A 14,354-nucleotide genomic window follows, 5' to 3' on the forward strand; every position below is an offset into this window, starting at 1 on the left:
ACGTCGAGGGAGAGACTAACCATGTGAGATAGCGTGGACCGGGGGCGTTAAGGGGGTGAACGTCACGTGGGGCCCTGAAACATAACACCCCCCGACCCCGGGGGCCGGAGGGTGCGCTCAGGATGTGGTGCATCGCGAGGACGACGGATACGTCGACAGCCTAGAATATACCCCACCGAACAGCATCGGACAAGCAAAAAGAGGGCGAATAACGACGGTCTAGCAAGGGGTAAGCGGCGGTTCTAGACTTGGAACAACGGCGGTCCAGTAGGGGGTAGAGCCATTCCTACGACCCCCCCTGAGCGTCGACGGCCAGCCACATCCAGGGAGGGCGGCGCAGAACGTCACGGTAGTGAGCTACACCAGGGAACGGGGCGGGCGGCAGCGACGGGGAAGGTAGCAGGGGGACGACGGCGGGATGACGACCCGCGGGGAACCAGGAGGCCCGGGCCCAAGGGGACAACGGGGGCCCAGGGGCCCATATGTGGAACCAATCACCCGATTATCGTTGAGGGAGAACGGGTTACAGCGCCGAGAACGCCCGTCAGGATTTCGTCCATCTTGGCCTCCATCCACGGGCCCTTGGAGGCCGGTACGATGAAGCTATCGTGGACGGGCAGGCAGGGGATGGACGCCTTCTCGCAGGCCTTGAGGACATCCACCGCCATGGCGCTGTCTACGGCCATGCAGCGGATCCCACGGTCTGCAGCGATGTCTGCGGCGATGGGGGTGTTCCGCGCCACGACGGCCTTGAGCAGGCCGCGGGTGTAGTCCCAGCCGTGCTCCCAGTCGTCCTTGTCCATAATGGCCGCCGCTGCCGCGTTCATGGTCTTCGCGTTCAAGGCGACGTTGAGGGCGAGCTTGCCCTCGTCACGGGGGAATGTTCCCGTGACGTAGGGATCGTGGCGCAAGACGTGACCACGGGCTGCGTAGAGGATCCGCGGATGGAGGGTGGCGAAGTCCGGCTCGAAGGCCGCCTCGCCGTTGATGAGGAGCTCCCGGCGGCGTCCCTTGGGGAGGTTCTGCCACCATCCGTAGAGCCGGCCGTGGCGGTCCCAACGGCCACGGCCGAACACGCGGTAAACCTCGGGGCTCGGGGTCGGGACGACGCTGGCCCACGTCCCCTTCTCCTTGCGGTCGTTGCGGGCCCGGACAACGCGCGTGGCGTGCTCCCACCCGTCGCCCGTCGGCATCGTGACCGAGACGTTGCCGAGGTAGGCATTGATGCGGTCGAGCTCGGCCTCCAGGCGTCGCGTCTGACGTGTCGGGTCGTAGCCGATGACGTCGCCGGCCTCGTCCTTGAGGATGAGGCGGCAGCGGCGCGTCTCGTACTCGAAGGGCGCGTCGCGGAAGGCGTGGACGAGGTCGGGGGTCGCACGCAGGCGGCTCTGCATCCCGGTGGAGAGGTGGTCGCCAGGGCGGGCCCGGACCTCCTCGATCAGCCCGAGCTCGACGAGTTCAGCCACGGCGGCGAGCACGCGGTCGTAGGTGTAGGGCAGGCCCATGTACCGCGATTGACCGGCGTAGAACGCCTTGCGGCGCGAGTAGCTGACCCAGCGATCCTCGCCGGGCGCCATGTCGGCCGCGATGCACGCGGCCGCGAGGACGCTGCGCCTGGCGACGTCCTGCCTGCGATCGGGGATGTCGGGGATGCCGGCGGCCGAGAGGATGTTCTCCGGGATGCGCCAGTGGAAATCGAGGGCGCGGTCGCGCGCCTGTGCCGTGTTGAGCATGTCGTATCCATCGACACGTCAGGCACCACACCGCCGTGTCGGGACCGATGATCCGCTCGAAATTAGCCTTAGTCTATGGGTCTGTGCTTTGGAGATCCACTGATATACTTCGCGAGACCAGTAGTTCTACCGCCCCGACGGGGTGCATGATCTCACGGGGGTAAAGCATCGATTTCAGCCTCGCCCACGGCCTAACTTCGAGGCACCGGAGGATTCAGCCAACGAGCCCCGTGGACGGCTCCACGGGGCTCTAATGCGGTCGAAAATTTATTTGTGCTCGCATGCGGCCGTCGCCTGATGCCGTGAGGACATATCGAATCCGCGAACAGCTTGGTGAGCTGGTGGCTCGAACTCCTAACCCGATCGGGGTCTACCCGATGACCTCGCGGCGGCCCTGGAGCGGGCCCTGTCGGCCGTGAAGCACATCGACGCCGGTAGGATCGGAGCCGAGGCGTGATGCCCAGTGACCAGGCGTTCCTACTCACCTTCGCAGGCCTGCTGCGAGTCGGCATCCTCGCCGACCCTGTCCCGACCTACCGGGCATGCCGATCGGCTTGCGCCGCCCTTGGGGACGCATCCGTGCCCGTTGACTACACCTGACCGATTCGCGCGGTCCGCTTAGTCCACGAGGAGGATTGGGAGAGTCGGCTGAGGCCCACCCCAACCGCGGCCGCCGTGCGGGCCACGCTGGCGAGCGAGGGCGTGGAGAGCGTCCTGGCACGGTGGGGCGGGCGCTACCGAGGCAAACTCATCGCGGCAGCGAACCGCGCCGCGCGCAGGTCACCGCCCGCCAGACATTCCCTTACGTGTCCGGGATCGGGGGCACGTCCGGAGGCGTCGCCTGCGTGTAGGTGACGGTCTGCACCGTGTAGTCGGGCGTGCCTAAGAAGCTGATGCCCAAGCCGGTGTAAAACCCCATCACGGAGTGGAGCGCGCTCAGGGACGACTTCCTCATCTCGACGGCGACCATGGTCCTCTGGGACAGGCCGACGCGTCGGGAAATTTCGTCCTGCGTCAGGCCGACGAGGGTCCGCGCGGCGCGCAGCTGCATTGGGGAGGGATACACGACGAGGCACTCCGAGCCGGATTCGATGGAAGGCCATTATCACCAAAGCGCCCGAAACGTGCAATGACGGCACATCGACTCGCGTTCTCAGAAGAAGGTGATATCCTCCGATTCGTGCCGACATCGCCGGATCCACTGGCGAAAAAAATGGCCCCGGAAGCGCGCGAACGCCGCCGAGGCCTGGTCAGCCACAGGAGCATCCCCGTGACCGAACCGTGCACCCACCTTACCACCACGACCGCCCCGAACGGTAGCCTCGCCGCGTCCCTCGCCCAGGGAATTTCGCAGTACGCCGAGCGCTTCGAGGAGGCCTCGGTCCTTGAGATCGCGGCGGCCATGAGCGTCGAGGATCCCCACGCGGCGCGGTCGTTCCTCCTGGAGCGCACTGCCGAGCCGGCGTTCCCGATGCTGCGCAGGAGCGTCCTCGGTACGATCGAGCTCCGGATCGAGGCCGCCAAAGCCGCTGCGCGTGACCGCCTCCTCCTGGTGACCGGCGACGACGCGCCGGGCGGGAAGAACGACAAGGCGCGCGAGGCGATCTTCCGCCGGGACCCGGGCGCATTTCTGCCGGGCGCCGAGGTCAGCAAAGTCCGCCCGTTCGCCCGGGCCTTCTGGCACGTCCTGATCGACGGGAAGGACGTGCCCTGCGTCTACGTCTGCCGGGCCGCCGTCGTGAGCGACCTGCACGACATGGTCGAATGCCTGGCCGAGAACAGACAGTACGAGCGGGGCATCGTCATCGGTGCGCCCGAGACCGCACGGGACATCGCCGGCCTACTGCCCCCGAACATCGCCTTCGTGGCCGTACCCCTCGCCACCGACGGGAGGCGCGCGTGAACGCCATCGTCCGCATCCCGGCCGCGCCGGCGATCTCGATCTTCCGCTTCGACAACCACGACATCCGCGTCGTGGAGATCGACGGGCAGCCCTGGTTCGTCGGCGCCGACGTCTGCAAGGCCGCCCGCCTCTCGAACCCGTCCGTCTCGCTCAAGGCGCTCGACGAGGACGAGAGGGCTAAGATCTTCTTAGGGCATCCCCAGGGCGAGGTCCTGGTCATCACCGAGGGCGGTCTCTACACCCTGCTGATGCGCAGCCAGCGTGCCCTCGTGAAGGGCGCGACGGCATGGCGGTTCCGTCGGTGGGCGATGAACGAGGTCCTCCCCGAGATCCGGCGGACCGGTTCCTACGCCGTGGCACCCGCCCCGACGCCGGTCGCGATCCCCGAGGACCTCGACGAGAACAGGGTGCTGAGGAGGATGCTCCTGGCCCGGATGGATCGGGAGGACGCCCTCGTCGAGCGCCTCGTCATCACAGACCAGGAGCTCATCGACACCTCTCGCCAGCTCACCGCCTCGCAGCGGCAGGTACAGCGGGCCCTGCCGGCGGTGGAGTGCGTCGAGCGGTTCACCGAGAGCGAGGATCTCTACAGCCTCCAGGCCGGTGGCAAGGCCCTCGGGCAAAAGCCGAACAAGTTCATCGCTTGGCTGAAGGAGCGCGGCGACCTGTTGGATCTGAACAGGTCGAACCTCCCCCGGCAGGACCTCATCGACCGTGCCCCGTTCCGCGTCCGGATCGAGGAGTACGGCGGCAAGCCCCGTGCGACGCCAAAGATGACGTCGAAGGGCATCCTCCACTACGGACGCGAGCTCTGCGTCTCCGTCGACTGGCGGGCCGCACGGGAGCCCGACCTGTTCGACTGACACCCCTCAGACTCTGAGTGGTGACGAGGGGCCCGGGTGACCGGGCCCCTTTTTCGTGACTGAAATCTGGTGCAGCGAAATGGGAGCGAAGGCCGGTTCGGTATCATTGGCAACCCGGCCCGGGCACGCCTGCGCACGGTTTCGGCACGCTCTCAGCATATTTTCGCGCGTTTCAGTCCGCGCGATCGGCGTTACACCGCGAGCGAAATCCGGCCTCGCTCGTGGAGCGCGCTGCAGCACCCCCCGATCCAGGCGCTCGGTGGCCTACGGGCACGGCCCCCCGGACGGCCGCCGCCGGTACCGGACGCCGTCGTGCAGCAGCACGCCGCTGGGCAGGAGGCTGAGCTCCGCCTCGTAGGGGACCGGCCGGCCCCCGTTGCCGTAGCACCGGGAGGCCGTCACCCGGCCGCCTGAGATCCTCGCCCCGTGGCACTCCATCAGATCGATGCCGACCTCGCCGGGGGCGGGCCCGACGACGATGGCGGGGACGTCGGCCCCCTCGGGGCAGTAGAGGCCCGGGGCGGGCTGGTAGGGGTCCGCCCCGGCCGGGCCAGCGAGCAGGGCGAGGATGGCGAGCGCACGCATGTCAGATCTCCAGGACTAGGGACGGGTCGAAGGCGGGGTTCTCGCCCCGGCGGCCGCGCGGGTTCGCGAGGATGCGGGTCCCACCGATCCGGTAGTCGGCGGACCGGTGGATGTGCCCGTGGATCCAGAGATCCGGGGCGTGCTCCCCTTCGAGGACGCGGCTGCAGTCCGAGGCGTACGCGGCATCGATCGCCTGCAACGGACCCTGCCTGCCCAGCGACGCGGGATGCGGCGCATGGTGCGTGACGACGACGGTCGGGCCCGCGTGCGGCTCGGCTAGGGCGCGCTCGATCCGGCCGAGCTGGGCAACGTGCGCGGCCGCGGCCATCGGTGGCCGGAAAGCGTTCGTCTCGCCCGACGGGAGCCGCGTCCGGATCTGCCGATGATCCCGCATTCCGCCGACGCGGTCCCCGCACGTTGACTGCGCCAACACGCGGAACGGTTCGCCGAGGAGCTCATAGTCCGTCCAGAGCGTGGCCCCGACGAACCGCACGCCCTCGATGTCGAGGGTCTCCCCGACGGCGAGGATGTGAATGCCGGCGGCGGCCGCGGCCTCGCGCCCGCGTTCGAGTTCGCTCTGCCACCTCGACGCGTAGAAGTCGTGGTTCCCGGGGACGTAGATGACGCGCCGCACGAAGGGCACGACGCACGCCGCGAGCCAGGGGATGGACCTCCGCGTCAGGCCGTCGGCGACGTCGCCGGCGATGATCGCCACGTCGCACGGCGGGACGGCCGGGCCCTCCCAGCAGTCGGCGTCGTCGTGCACGTCACTGAAAATCCAGGCTCTCAGCATCCCACCCTCCCACGCACCACGCCGACCCGTCGGCCTCGAACCACACCTGCGCCGCCCGGGTGACCAGGAGGCCGTTCGTCCTAAATCCGGGACACCAGAGCCCGTACCGAAGCCGCTGCGCCGAGGGCGGCCGGTCCCCCTCGGCCACCGTGCCGGTCGCCCACGCGTGGACGTCCCGGGCCCCCGTCCGGAGGCACCGCAGCCTGCCCGCCTCCGACGCCCGGAGGACGACGTCGGCAAGCACGATCGCCGGCACGTGGCCGACGACCCGGCCGCCGACGCGCACGGACCAGAGCCGGCGCGTCAGGTTGCGGTAGACGTCACTTCTTCCCGGCGGCATGGGCGTCGCAGCAGGCCTTCGACCAGCCTCCGTGCCGGATCCGACCAGGCGCTCCGCACGTCTCGCAGATGAAGGCCGACAGGTGCTCTACGCAGTCAACTATAGTGTTGACTTCATTGCGCATCGCCTTCCTAGTCTTGCCTTCGATGGAGTAATACCATCGCGCTTGCGCAAACTTTTCCTTGGTCTGCGTCGTGCGGAATCCCGTCGCGCCGGCCTCGGAGATCAGGCTCGCGCCCGCTTCCCATAGCCACCGCCACCCGCCACCCGAGTACGGCCCGCCGTCCTCGAACGTCCTCGGGTGGCGCGCCCGCAGGGTGGCGTCCCAGTCGTCCGGGACGACGGCGCGGCCGGTCTGCCAGCGCAGGGCGAGGGTGCGCGCCAGGACGCGGAGGACGTCCTGCGCGGGGGGCGGCGCCACTGTCCTGCCGTTGTCCTGCCGGGGGAGCACGCTGCCGCCCGTCCACGTCACGAGGGGACCGTGCGGGGACGGGCTGACGCCGGTGGGTACAACGTCGACGTGCCCGGGATGCCGGCACACGGCGTCGTCGGCTATGACGCGGAATTCGTCGATGAGCATGGGGGTCTCCTGTCAGGATGCGGGGTGGGCAGAGGGGGGCCGCGCGCGGATTTCACGCCCTGTCTCCGCGCGTGCCCGGCAGGGCGTCGACGAGGCGGACGACGCCCTGGACGAGGCGGTCGACGTCGCAGGGCCCGAGGCGGCCGAGGGCCTGCGCCCGCCGCGCCAGGTGGAGTACAGACAGGCCTGAGAACTCGGCCTCCAAGCGGAGGTCGCTCGTCTCCCGGCGGGCGCGCAGGGAGAGGATCGCCTCGTCGAGGGAGGCGGCCGGGGCGGCATTCGGGCGTGCGTCGGACATGGAGGGTCTCCTTCAGTGATGAGGTGTCAGTGGCGACGGGCGAGGGTCTCGCGGCCGTCGAGAAGCGTCGTCACGGCGCGGCGGAGCGGGCGCAGGCTGCCCCCCTTCCACACGCGCGCCAGCAGATGCAGCTCGTCGCCGTCGAGGTCGGGGAGCCAGCCGGCGTCGAGGCCACGCTCGTCGCGGAGCTCGGCGACGAGGTTGGCCGCCGCGACGGGCAGGTCCTCGGCCTTGGGAAGGCCGACGTGCACGACGCGGAAGCGGTCCAGGAGGGGGCCGGGGACGGCTCCCGTCCCGTTGGCCGTCGCCAGGAACTGGGTGCCGCTCAGATCGGCGTTCGTTTCCAGATAGACCTCGTGGAAGGCGCGGCTCCCTACCGGCTCCAGCAGGGCGATCAGGGAGTCCGTGAGGCGCCCGTTCTCCGACCTCGTACCCGCCTTCTCGATCTCGTCGATGATGATTACGGGGTTGGCGACGCGGAGCCGCTGGATCGTCTGCAACGGGACGCTTGCGCGCCCCGTGCTCCACTGGCGCGAGGTTCCTCCGAACGCGGCGTCGGCGACGCCGGCGGCGTTGTAGAGGACGCACGGGATCCCGGCCGCCTCGCAGAACACCTGCAGGTAGCTCGTCTTCCCACTGCCCGGCGGCGACACCGCGAGAGTGTTCCGCAGCCGGGCTACACCCCCGTTGGCGAGGTCCCGCAGCAGCAGCGCGGTGAGGTCCGTGAACCACGGGAACCGCGCGTCGAGCAGCTTGCCGACGGCCACGACATCGACGCCATGGACGAGCGGCAGGGCCTCCCCGGCGAGCGTGTTGAACTCCGCGCGCGGCGTGGACCCCCGCGACGTCCGCGATGAGCCCGTGGTCTCGGAACCGGGTAGGTGGTCCAAGGCCCCCTTGGCTAGGACGACGAGCGTCGGGGTGGCGCGCGCCGCCCGGTCCCTCCAGCCTCCGTCGCCGAGGGGCCAGTCCAGCTGCGCCAGCGCGGCGAGGCCGTCCGCCTGCGCGTCGACCCAGTCCTTGGCGGTGCCGCCGGCGCCACCGCGGGCGAGGTCCTCCTCGATGCCGATCTGCCGGTGCGCCGCCGCGATGATCGCGAGCGTCTCGGCGAATCGGGCCACGTGGTTGTCGTACGGCGCCAGGCTGCTGGCCAGGTCCTCGGAAACGTACCCCGCCTCGTCCAGCTCCTCCGTGGCATCGCCGCAGTATCGAAGGGCGTTCCGCAGGGCGAGCCAAGCGGCGGCGTGATGCCCGTTGGAGGCCGACGCCAGCGCCAGGCGCAAGCAGATCGAGCTGCAGCACGCCGCCGCCTTGGCGGACCCCAGCGCCGCCTGTGCGAAAAGCAGGTCATCCGCCAGCAGCGCCGCGGCGTTCCGGCCCGCGTCCGACGTGGTCTCCGCGTTGGCGTGCCCGCGCAGCGCCGCCTCCACCTTCTGCAGGGAGGCGATGCTGACGTCCCGCCGGGTCTGCCCGAGCTGCCGGACTAGCGCGGCCGGGAGCCGGGGCTCCTCGCCGAGGAACCGGGCGAGAGCCAGGCCGGCGTCGACGCGGGCGTCGTACCGCACGTGCTCGCCGCCGAACGCCTTCGCACGCGGCCCGATGGGAGCCTCGGGCTGGCGGGGCCCCGTCAGGGCGGTGGAGTCGAGGAGCGTGGCACGGGCGGCCTGGACGGCAGCGGCGCGCGCCCGAGAGGCGTCGTCGGTCATGGGGATCTCGCTGGAACGGGAGTGCACGCGGGGCGCGCCGAGCAGGGCTCAGGCGGTCAGGCAGGGCATCCGTTTCGAGCGAGGGCAGATCATCGACGTCATCTCCGGTGTGACGCCGTTATGCGCCAAGCCGGCTCAGGGTGCAAGTTATGTGCAGCCGTTGCGGACCGAGTCGCGTTCCTAGGGTTAACCAAGCCCTAGCGCCGCCTTCAGCGCCGGGCTGCTATCGGCCTCCTCGTCCTGCGCGATGAGGTCGTCGAGGCTGGGCCGGCCCTGGTTGTACGTCGACAGCCGCAGGTCCAGCCCAAGCACATGGAGGCATCGCATCACGCGGTGCATCGATGGCTCCATGCTGTCACCGCGCTCGAAGCGGGACACCCACTCGACGCTGACGCCGGCCTTGGCCGCAAGGGCCCGCTGCGAGAGCCGGCGGTGGCGCCGCGCAAGGGCGAGGGACTCGCCAAGGTCGAAGATGCTCATGCCCTGAGCGTACCTGATCGGCATGCAAGGAACCCCCTGCGACTCAGCCGGCTGCGCGAATTTTCGGACGCCGTCCAGTGGAAATCTTCGATCCGTGGCAGACTCCCATTTGCACGGATTCGATGGGGGAAATGGGATGGCGCAGGTCAAGGAGCTGGGTGGCGAGGCGCCCAAGCGCCACGTCGCGATTGAGGACGACATCGCCGCGGTGCGGGCCGCCCTGCGCGAGGCCGAGGCCTGCACGGACCCCGACGACATCGACGGGATGACGCTCGTCCGGGCGCTCCGGGACAGCCTCGACGGCCTGCTCGCCGAGCAGCGCCGGGCGGCCGAGGCCAAGGCACGGAGGCCGGCATGACCAAGTCTGAGCGCGGCATCCGCCGACAGCTCCGGCGTTCAGGCCTGCCGGCACACGCCATCCCGCGGGCAGCCAGGCGCTTGGCGGCTCAAGCCGACTGCGACGCCTCGGCCGGTACGCTGGAGGCGCTGATCTCCCGCCGGACATGGCGGGAGGGAGATCCTGCGGCTGCGCATGCGGCCAGGTAGGGGGCGGCCATGGGGGCGGAATTCGCCCTCGGGATGCTCGACGCCGGCCGTTGGATCAGCGCCGGGCTGGGCCGTCTCCAGGCTCACGTGAACGGACGGAAGTCCTGAGCCATGCGCATCTACACCGAGACGCCCTTCCGCCTGGCGCCACCCCGGATGGCCGTGGTCCACCCTGAGATAGGGACCGCCTCCTCGCTGCTGGAGGCCCAGCGTGGGGCGTACGATCGCGACGTCGCTCTCATGCGGCACGGCATGCCACGGGAGCTCCTCCCGAACTTCTGGCGCCAGGTCCTGGAGAACCTGGCGACGAAGGAGGCCCGCACCGAGGCGATGCGCCCCTCGATCGGCAAGCCCCTGTCCCGACGCGCCCGGCGTCGCAACCGGGGACGCGTCCGGGTCGCGAAGAACGCCCTGATGCGGAGGTTCACCCCGTCGATGGAGTGGTCCTGGAATAAGAGGGACGCGGCATGACCGAGACAACGACCACCGAGGCAAAGATCGCCGCCGCTCGGGACGCCGTCGACAAGGCGGCCGCCCTGCTGCTCAACCAGGCTGAGGGCCTCGCCATGCTGGCGATGATGGCCCGTCACGCCGAGCGCCCGATGCCCCAGGCGATCGTCCTCAGGATTGTGGGAACGCGATGATCCGGAACTGGCCGGCCGAGCAGGCCTTCTGGTGGAGCGCCGTCGCCGCCGCCACGTTCGCCGGCCACCACGAGGCATTCCGACAGGCTCGCGACGATATGTGGCCGACCCGGCGGGAGGTCGTCCTGCGCGAGGCGGTCGAGGAACTGGTGGGACCGAACGGAGGACCCCCGCCCCCACTCTCGGCGATACCGGAGAAGGTTGGCGGTGTCCGCTTCGCGAGGCGCGTGCACGCGCAGGCCTGGCGGTCGCACCTCGCGGCCAACGCATCGCGGCTGACGCTGGTGAAGGTCACCCCGTGAGGCAGTCCACGATCGACGAGCTCGCCCGGGGGGCAACCCGGACGGTCGAGTGCATCATCGCCGCGGATCCCGGGGACGGCCCGGCCGAGCGGGAGTCCCGGATCCGGGACGCGCTCGCCCGGTGGATCGGGCACACCGTGGAGCGGGAGGCCCGCAACGACCGGCGCCGCGTGGGACGCAGGCAGGCCTAAGGACGGGAACCCTGGACGGGGCGTCGCCAGCCCGCGAGAGTGCCTCAACCTCGGGGGGCAGATGGCGAGACAGGACAAGCGCGCGCGGCTGAAATCGATCGTTACGGACGGGACGATGGCGATCCCGGAGGTCGAGGGAGAGTGGCACCACGACCCCTATCGAACCCTCTGGGTCGAGGTCTCGAACCTCAAGATGGGACAGGCCGTCTCCACGGACTACGGGACCATCAGCCGAACACCTCAGATCTCCGGGATGGCCACGATCCGGAGGGACACCGTCCGGCTCGCGGGATGGGGCGACACCTGCCGGGTCTTGCCCGTGACGATCCGGCCCGCCATCCCCCAGGAGGACGGCAACGGCTACACCCCGTTCACCAGCGTGCTCGGCTTCATCGCCGGTGACTGGGAGTTCAAGAGCGAGGATGCCTGGTTCCTGGAGTGCTGGATCCCCGAGATGGACATGGCCGCGATGCTCGCGGCCTACCGCGCTGGCGAGATGCCGTCGTTCCACCTCGGCGTGAAGCTCGATCTCTGGATCATGAAGGGCGACGAGCACACGCCGCCCGGCTACGGGGTCACCTGGTATCTGGCTCCCCACGCGGACCACGCGAGCGAGAGCCCAGAGGTGGCCCGCGGCACGGTCCGCCATCTCAGCTGGAGCGATGCGCCGCAGCCGAAGGTCGACGAGGATGATGGGGTGCCGGAACAGGGGCCGCCGCCTCAGGCTCCCGCGGATCCCGCCCCCAACCTGGATGCCGCCAACCTCACCGCAGCGATCGACCGCCTGCGCTCCACCGTTCTGCAGGTCGGCCTCGGCATCGGGGTCGCACTGGTGGTCAGCTGGTTCGTCTGACTGAGGGCCGAAACGTCGCGTCCAGGGATCGACTCCCGCACCAATTTGTTCTTCATTCGTTCTCATATGCGAATCAATGGAGGTCCTCGTGGACGAGATGGAGCGGGCCTACATGGAGGCCGCCGACGGCGACGCGAGGGACGCCCTGAGGCGGGCGCCTGGTGACGCCCTGATCGAGATGGCCGAGCTCTCGGGGCAGGTCTCCCGCGGCTTCGTGCGGGCCCAGCGGCCGGCGGACCTGGCGAGGAAGCTGGGTCCGGAGCGCCGGGCCCGGGAGGCCGCCCGCTCCGCCGGCTGACGGGCGGTTAACGGCTCGCCCGCATCATGCGGACATGCCCGACGCCAAACCCGAACCCATCATCGAGACCTTCACCCGGGTCGACGCTCCCCCCGGCGAGATCGTGTTCACGCCCCTGCCGGTTGGCGAGCTCGCCGGGCACGCGCTGTTCCTGGCGTCCCAGCTGTCGAACGTGAACCGGAAGCGCGTGGCCAAGGAGGCCTGCGCGGCCTGGGTCGCAACGTCGGATTGGTTCAGGCGGCAGACGCCGGACGCCCTCGTGGTGTGGTTCAAGCCCGGCCCCCCCGGGTACGACGGCGTGTACCTGACGCCCGAGAAGGGGGCCAAGAAGCTCAAGCCCGCCCCAGCCGTCATCCTGCTGCGCGACGGGGCCTACCGTCTCCTCGACAAGCGGGAGATCGCGGCCGCGGTCGGGCCGCTGCTGGAAGCCCAACCCGAGATCCTCGCGCCGCCGGATCCGGAGGACCTTGAGGATCTCGGCAGGCTCGCCCCCTGACGCAGGATTTAGCCGCCCGCGGGAATCCGGGTGGCCGGCGCCGAAATCCCTCGATCGGCTGAAAACCGTCCATGTGCGACAGCGCACACGAGGTCGGAAATTCCTGGCTTGGGACTGTCCATGGCGCGTGAGAGCGTCGGCCTGCGACCGAATGGCCGGCCCCGTTTCAATCGGGACCGCCGATCGCCTTCCACCCTGCCGGGCCCATCCCGAGCGGAGTTTTAGCCCGTTTCGGGACCAATTACGGGACCACACCCCCAGGAACGCAAAAGGCCACCCGAAGGTGGCCTCTGCTAACGCGCTGTAATCGCGTCCAAATCTGTCCGAGTGAATTGGAGCGGGCGAAGGGATTCGAACCCTCGACCCCAACCTTGGCAAGGTTGTGCTCTACCCCTGAGCTACACCCGCTCACAATGCTGGCCCGCTGGAAACTCTCGTGCCCGGCGGCCCCGGCGGCGCTCTCTAAACACCATTCCAACCGGCGTTGCAAGCGCCGGCTGCGAGGATTTTTCGCGTCCGTCCGATCTCACCAGAGATCGGCGGGCGGACGGCCGTCGCGGATCTCGCGCAGGCGTTCCACCGTCGCGCGGGTGGTCGCGTCCGGCAGGGCGTCGAGGGCGAAGAAGGCGCAGGCCGCGATCTCGCGGTCGGGCCGCTTCTCCCCGAGCACCGTGAAGGCCGGGGCGACGTAGAGGGCGACGTGGTCGCGCGGCGAGGCCGCGCGGTTGCGGTAGAAGCCGTGCAGGCGCAGCCCGACCGCGGGATCGACGGCGATCTCGGCTTCCTCGCGGAACTCGCGCGCCATCGCCTCCGGCGCGGTCTCGCCGCGCTCGACGCCGCCGCCCGGCAGCTGCCAGCCGCTGACGTAGGTGTGGCGCACGAGGCAGACCCGGCCCTGCGCGTCGAAGGCCGCGCCGCGGACGCCGAGCGTCATGCCGCGCGCCGCCAGCGCGCCGAGGTGGAACAGGCGGCGCGCCAGCGGCCGGTCGAGGAGCTTCGTCATCGGGGGAGCCGCGCAGCCGCTCAGGCCACGTCCAGGACGATCTCGCCCAGCCCCGCGATCGCCCCCACCATGCGCTCGCCCCGCCGCACCGGGCCGACGCCGGCCGGCGTGCCGGTGAAGATCAGGTCGCCCGGCTCAAGCGCGAAATAGGCCGAGAGGTAGGAGATCTGCTCGGCGACAGACCAGATCATGTCGCCGAGGTCGCCGCGCTGGCGCTCGGCGCCGCCGACCGAGAGGGTGATCGGTCCGGCCGCCGGATGGCCGATCTCGGCGACCGGGTGGATCGGGCCGATCGGGCCGGAGAGGTCGGCCGCCTTGCCGAGGTCCCATGGCCGGGCCAGGGCCTTGGCCTCGTCCTGCAGGTCGCGCCGGGTCATGTCGAGGCCGATGGCGTAGCCGTAGACGTGATCGCGCGCGGCCTCGACCGGGATGTCGCGGCCGCCGCTGGCGAGCGCCGCCACCAGCTCGATCTCGAAATGGTAGTTCTCGGTGCGCGGCGGATAGGGGTGCCGCGTCGGCTCGGGCCCGCAGGGCTGCAGCGCGTCGGCCGGCTTCATGAAGAAGAACGGCGGCTCGCGGTCCGGGTCCTTCCCCATCTCGCGGGCATGCGCCGCGTAGTTGCGGCCGACGCAGTAGACCCGGCGCACCGGGAACAGGTCCGTGCTGCCGGCGACCGGCAGGGCGACGCGGGGCGGGTTCGGGATGACGGACAGCATGGCGTGCCTCGTGAGACAGGGGCG

The 14,354-nt window shown here is 70.0% G+C and carries 21 protein-coding genes and 1 tRNA gene; 10 read left to right on the plus strand and 12 right to left on the minus strand.

What is annotated here, in order from left to right; translation table 11 throughout:
* Positions 1 to 494: 494 nt before the first annotated feature.
* On the minus strand, positions 495 to 1,733 hold the full coding sequence (locus MKK68_RS10550; protein ID WP_147840851.1) for a hypothetical protein: 1,239 nt from the start codon (positions 1,731 to 1,733) through the stop codon (positions 495 to 497).
* Between the two features lie 802 nt (positions 1,734 to 2,535).
* Entirely contained in the window at positions 2,536 to 2,799 is a 264-nt protein-coding gene (locus MKK68_RS10555; RefSeq protein ID WP_244030214.1) for a helix-turn-helix transcriptional regulator, read from the minus strand.
* A gap of 204 nt (positions 2,800 to 3,003) precedes the next feature.
* Between MKK68_RS10555 and MKK68_RS29735 the strand changes: the two genes are divergently transcribed.
* Both MKK68_RS29735 and MKK68_RS10565 read left to right on the plus strand, forming a co-directional pair.
* Entirely contained in the window at positions 3,004 to 3,636 is a 633-nt protein-coding gene (locus tag MKK68_RS29735) for a hypothetical protein (protein WP_162240219.1), read from the plus strand.
* Complete coding sequence (locus MKK68_RS10565) at positions 3,633 to 4,499, plus strand: BRO family protein (RefSeq protein ID WP_187275331.1); 867 nt, start codon at positions 3,633 to 3,635, stop codon at positions 4,497 to 4,499. The genes MKK68_RS29735 and MKK68_RS10565 overlap by 4 nt, the downstream gene beginning before the upstream one ends.
* Before the next feature lie 264 nt (positions 4,500 to 4,763).
* Here the strand turns inward: MKK68_RS10565 and MKK68_RS10570 are convergent, their stop codons facing one another.
* From MKK68_RS10570 to MKK68_RS10600, 7 genes are all read right to left on the minus strand, one after another.
* A complete protein-coding gene (locus tag MKK68_RS10570) occupies positions 4,764 to 5,084 on the minus strand; it encodes a hypothetical protein (RefSeq protein ID WP_147840854.1) in 321 nt (106 codons plus the stop codon).
* Between the two features lies 1 nt (position 5,085).
* Positions 5,086 to 5,877 carry a metallophosphoesterase gene (locus MKK68_RS10575; RefSeq protein ID WP_147840855.1) on the minus strand — a complete coding sequence of 264 codons (792 nt, stop codon included), beginning with the start codon at positions 5,875 to 5,877 and terminating at the stop codon, positions 5,086 to 5,088.
* Positions 5,852 to 6,217 (minus strand): hypothetical protein, encoded by a 366-nt coding sequence (locus tag MKK68_RS10580; RefSeq protein ID WP_147840856.1) that lies wholly within the window; start codon positions 6,215 to 6,217, stop codon positions 5,852 to 5,854. The genes MKK68_RS10575 and MKK68_RS10580 overlap by 26 nt, the downstream gene beginning before the upstream one ends.
* Entirely contained in the window at positions 6,198 to 6,797 is a 600-nt protein-coding gene (locus MKK68_RS10585) for a hypothetical protein (protein WP_147840857.1), read from the minus strand. The genes MKK68_RS10580 and MKK68_RS10585 overlap by 20 nt, the downstream gene beginning before the upstream one ends.
* 52 nt (positions 6,798 to 6,849) lie before the next feature.
* On the minus strand, positions 6,850 to 7,095 hold the full coding sequence (locus tag MKK68_RS10590) for a hypothetical protein (RefSeq protein ID WP_147840858.1): 246 nt from the start codon (positions 7,093 to 7,095) through the stop codon (positions 6,850 to 6,852).
* Between the two features lie 26 nt (positions 7,096 to 7,121).
* Entirely contained in the window at positions 7,122 to 8,801 is a 1,680-nt protein-coding gene (locus MKK68_RS10595; protein WP_147840859.1) for an AAA family ATPase, read from the minus strand.
* 186 nt (positions 8,802 to 8,987) lie between these two features.
* The gene (locus tag MKK68_RS10600) at positions 8,988 to 9,281 is read right to left on the minus strand and encodes a helix-turn-helix domain-containing protein (RefSeq protein ID WP_187275333.1); all 294 of its coding nucleotides are present in this window, start codon (positions 9,279 to 9,281) and stop codon (positions 8,988 to 8,990) included.
* Positions 9,282 to 9,417: 136 nt separating this feature from the next.
* Here MKK68_RS10600 and MKK68_RS10605 point away from each other — a divergent pair, with 136 nt between their 5' ends.
* The 8 genes from MKK68_RS10605 to MKK68_RS10640 all read left to right on the plus strand — a co-directional run bounded on the left by MKK68_RS10605 (position 9,418) and on the right by MKK68_RS10640 (position 12,611).
* A complete protein-coding gene (locus MKK68_RS10605; RefSeq protein ID WP_056251323.1) occupies positions 9,418 to 9,639 on the plus strand; it encodes a hypothetical protein in 222 nt (73 codons plus the stop codon).
* A 299-nt stretch (positions 9,640 to 9,938) separates the two neighbouring features.
* Complete coding sequence (locus tag MKK68_RS10610; RefSeq protein ID WP_147840861.1) at positions 9,939 to 10,298, plus strand: hypothetical protein; 360 nt, start codon at positions 9,939 to 9,941, stop codon at positions 10,296 to 10,298.
* Positions 10,295 to 10,471, plus strand: coding sequence for a hypothetical protein (locus tag MKK68_RS10615; protein ID WP_187275334.1), 177 nt, complete (start codon positions 10,295 to 10,297; stop codon positions 10,469 to 10,471). Before MKK68_RS10610 ends, MKK68_RS10615 begins: the two co-directional genes overlap by 4 nt.
* On the plus strand, positions 10,468 to 10,773 hold the full coding sequence (locus MKK68_RS10620; RefSeq protein WP_147840862.1) for a hypothetical protein: 306 nt from the start codon (positions 10,468 to 10,470) through the stop codon (positions 10,771 to 10,773). Before MKK68_RS10615 ends, MKK68_RS10620 begins: the two co-directional genes overlap by 4 nt.
* A complete protein-coding gene (locus MKK68_RS10625) occupies positions 10,770 to 10,964 on the plus strand; it encodes a hypothetical protein (RefSeq protein ID WP_147840863.1) in 195 nt (64 codons plus the stop codon). Before MKK68_RS10620 ends, MKK68_RS10625 begins: the two co-directional genes overlap by 4 nt.
* Positions 10,965 to 11,025: 61 nt before the next feature.
* The gene (locus MKK68_RS10630; RefSeq protein WP_147840864.1) at positions 11,026 to 11,817 is read left to right on the plus strand and encodes a hypothetical protein; all 792 of its coding nucleotides are present in this window, start codon (positions 11,026 to 11,028) and stop codon (positions 11,815 to 11,817) included.
* A gap of 97 nt (positions 11,818 to 11,914) precedes the next feature.
* Positions 11,915 to 12,115: a hypothetical protein gene (locus MKK68_RS10635; protein ID WP_243925038.1), complete on the plus strand. Its 201-nt coding sequence runs from the start codon at positions 11,915 to 11,917 to the stop codon at positions 12,113 to 12,115.
* 34 nt (positions 12,116 to 12,149) lie between these two features.
* Positions 12,150 to 12,611 carry a hypothetical protein gene (locus MKK68_RS10640; RefSeq protein ID WP_147840866.1) on the plus strand — a complete coding sequence of 154 codons (462 nt, stop codon included), beginning with the start codon at positions 12,150 to 12,152 and terminating at the stop codon, positions 12,609 to 12,611.
* 333 nt (positions 12,612 to 12,944) lie between these two features.
* Here the strand turns inward: MKK68_RS10640 and MKK68_RS10645 are convergent.
* From MKK68_RS10645 to MKK68_RS10655, 3 genes are all read right to left on the minus strand, one after another.
* Positions 12,945 to 13,019, minus strand: a tRNA-Gly gene (locus MKK68_RS10645).
* A gap of 118 nt (positions 13,020 to 13,137) precedes the next feature.
* Entirely contained in the window at positions 13,138 to 13,614 is a 477-nt protein-coding gene (locus MKK68_RS10650) for an NUDIX domain-containing protein (RefSeq protein ID WP_147858682.1), read from the minus strand.
* A gap of 20 nt (positions 13,615 to 13,634) precedes the next feature.
* On the minus strand, positions 13,635 to 14,330 hold the full coding sequence (locus MKK68_RS10655; RefSeq protein ID WP_244030216.1) for a fumarylacetoacetate hydrolase family protein: 696 nt from the start codon (positions 14,328 to 14,330) through the stop codon (positions 13,635 to 13,637).
* Positions 14,331 to 14,354 lie beyond the last annotated feature (24 nt).

Origin of the sequence: Methylobacterium sp. E-016 (assembly GCF_022829745.1) — a bacterium.
Taxonomy (GTDB): Bacteria; Pseudomonadota; Alphaproteobacteria; order Rhizobiales; family Beijerinckiaceae; genus Methylobacterium.

Excerpts from the sequence above, each read along its gene's own strand:
- MKK68_RS10550 (WP_147840851.1), bottom strand. The coding sequence starts at position 1,733 with ATGCTCAACACGGCACAGGCGCGCGACCGCGCCCTCGATTTCCACTGG.
- MKK68_RS10570 (WP_147840854.1), bottom strand. The coding sequence starts at position 5,084 with ATGCGTGCGCTCGCCATCCTCGCCCTGCTCGCTGGCCCGGCCGGGGCG.
- MKK68_RS10575 (WP_147840855.1), bottom strand. The coding sequence starts at position 5,877 with ATGCTGAGAGCCTGGATTTTCAGTGACGTGCACGACGACGCCGACTGC.
- MKK68_RS10580 (WP_147840856.1), bottom strand. The coding sequence starts at position 6,217 with ATGCCGCCGGGAAGAAGTGACGTCTACCGCAACCTGACGCGCCGGCTC.
- MKK68_RS10585 (WP_147840857.1), bottom strand. The coding sequence starts at position 6,797 with ATGCTCATCGACGAATTCCGCGTCATAGCCGACGACGCCGTGTGCCGG.
- MKK68_RS10590 (WP_147840858.1), bottom strand. The coding sequence starts at position 7,095 with ATGTCCGACGCACGCCCGAATGCCGCCCCGGCCGCCTCCCTCGACGAG.
- MKK68_RS10595 (WP_147840859.1), bottom strand. The coding sequence starts at position 8,801 with ATGACCGACGACGCCTCTCGGGCGCGCGCCGCTGCCGTCCAGGCCGCC.
- MKK68_RS10600 (WP_187275333.1), bottom strand. The coding sequence starts at position 9,281 with ATGAGCATCTTCGACCTTGGCGAGTCCCTCGCCCTTGCGCGGCGCCAC.
- MKK68_RS10605 (WP_056251323.1), top strand. The coding sequence starts at position 9,418 with ATGGCGCAGGTCAAGGAGCTGGGTGGCGAGGCGCCCAAGCGCCACGTC.
- MKK68_RS10610 (WP_147840861.1), top strand. The coding sequence starts at position 9,939 with ATGCGCATCTACACCGAGACGCCCTTCCGCCTGGCGCCACCCCGGATG.
- MKK68_RS10615 (WP_187275334.1), top strand. The coding sequence starts at position 10,295 with ATGACCGAGACAACGACCACCGAGGCAAAGATCGCCGCCGCTCGGGAC.
- MKK68_RS10620 (WP_147840862.1), top strand. The coding sequence starts at position 10,468 with ATGATCCGGAACTGGCCGGCCGAGCAGGCCTTCTGGTGGAGCGCCGTC.
- MKK68_RS10630 (WP_147840864.1), top strand. The coding sequence starts at position 11,026 with ATGGCGAGACAGGACAAGCGCGCGCGGCTGAAATCGATCGTTACGGAC.
- MKK68_RS10635 (WP_243925038.1), top strand. The coding sequence starts at position 11,915 with ATGGAGCGGGCCTACATGGAGGCCGCCGACGGCGACGCGAGGGACGCC.
- MKK68_RS10640 (WP_147840866.1), top strand. The coding sequence starts at position 12,150 with ATGCCCGACGCCAAACCCGAACCCATCATCGAGACCTTCACCCGGGTC.
- MKK68_RS10650 (WP_147858682.1), bottom strand. The coding sequence starts at position 13,614 with ATGACGAAGCTCCTCGACCGGCCGCTGGCGCGCCGCCTGTTCCACCTC.
- MKK68_RS10655 (WP_244030216.1), bottom strand. The coding sequence starts at position 14,330 with ATGCTGTCCGTCATCCCGAACCCGCCCCGCGTCGCCCTGCCGGTCGCC.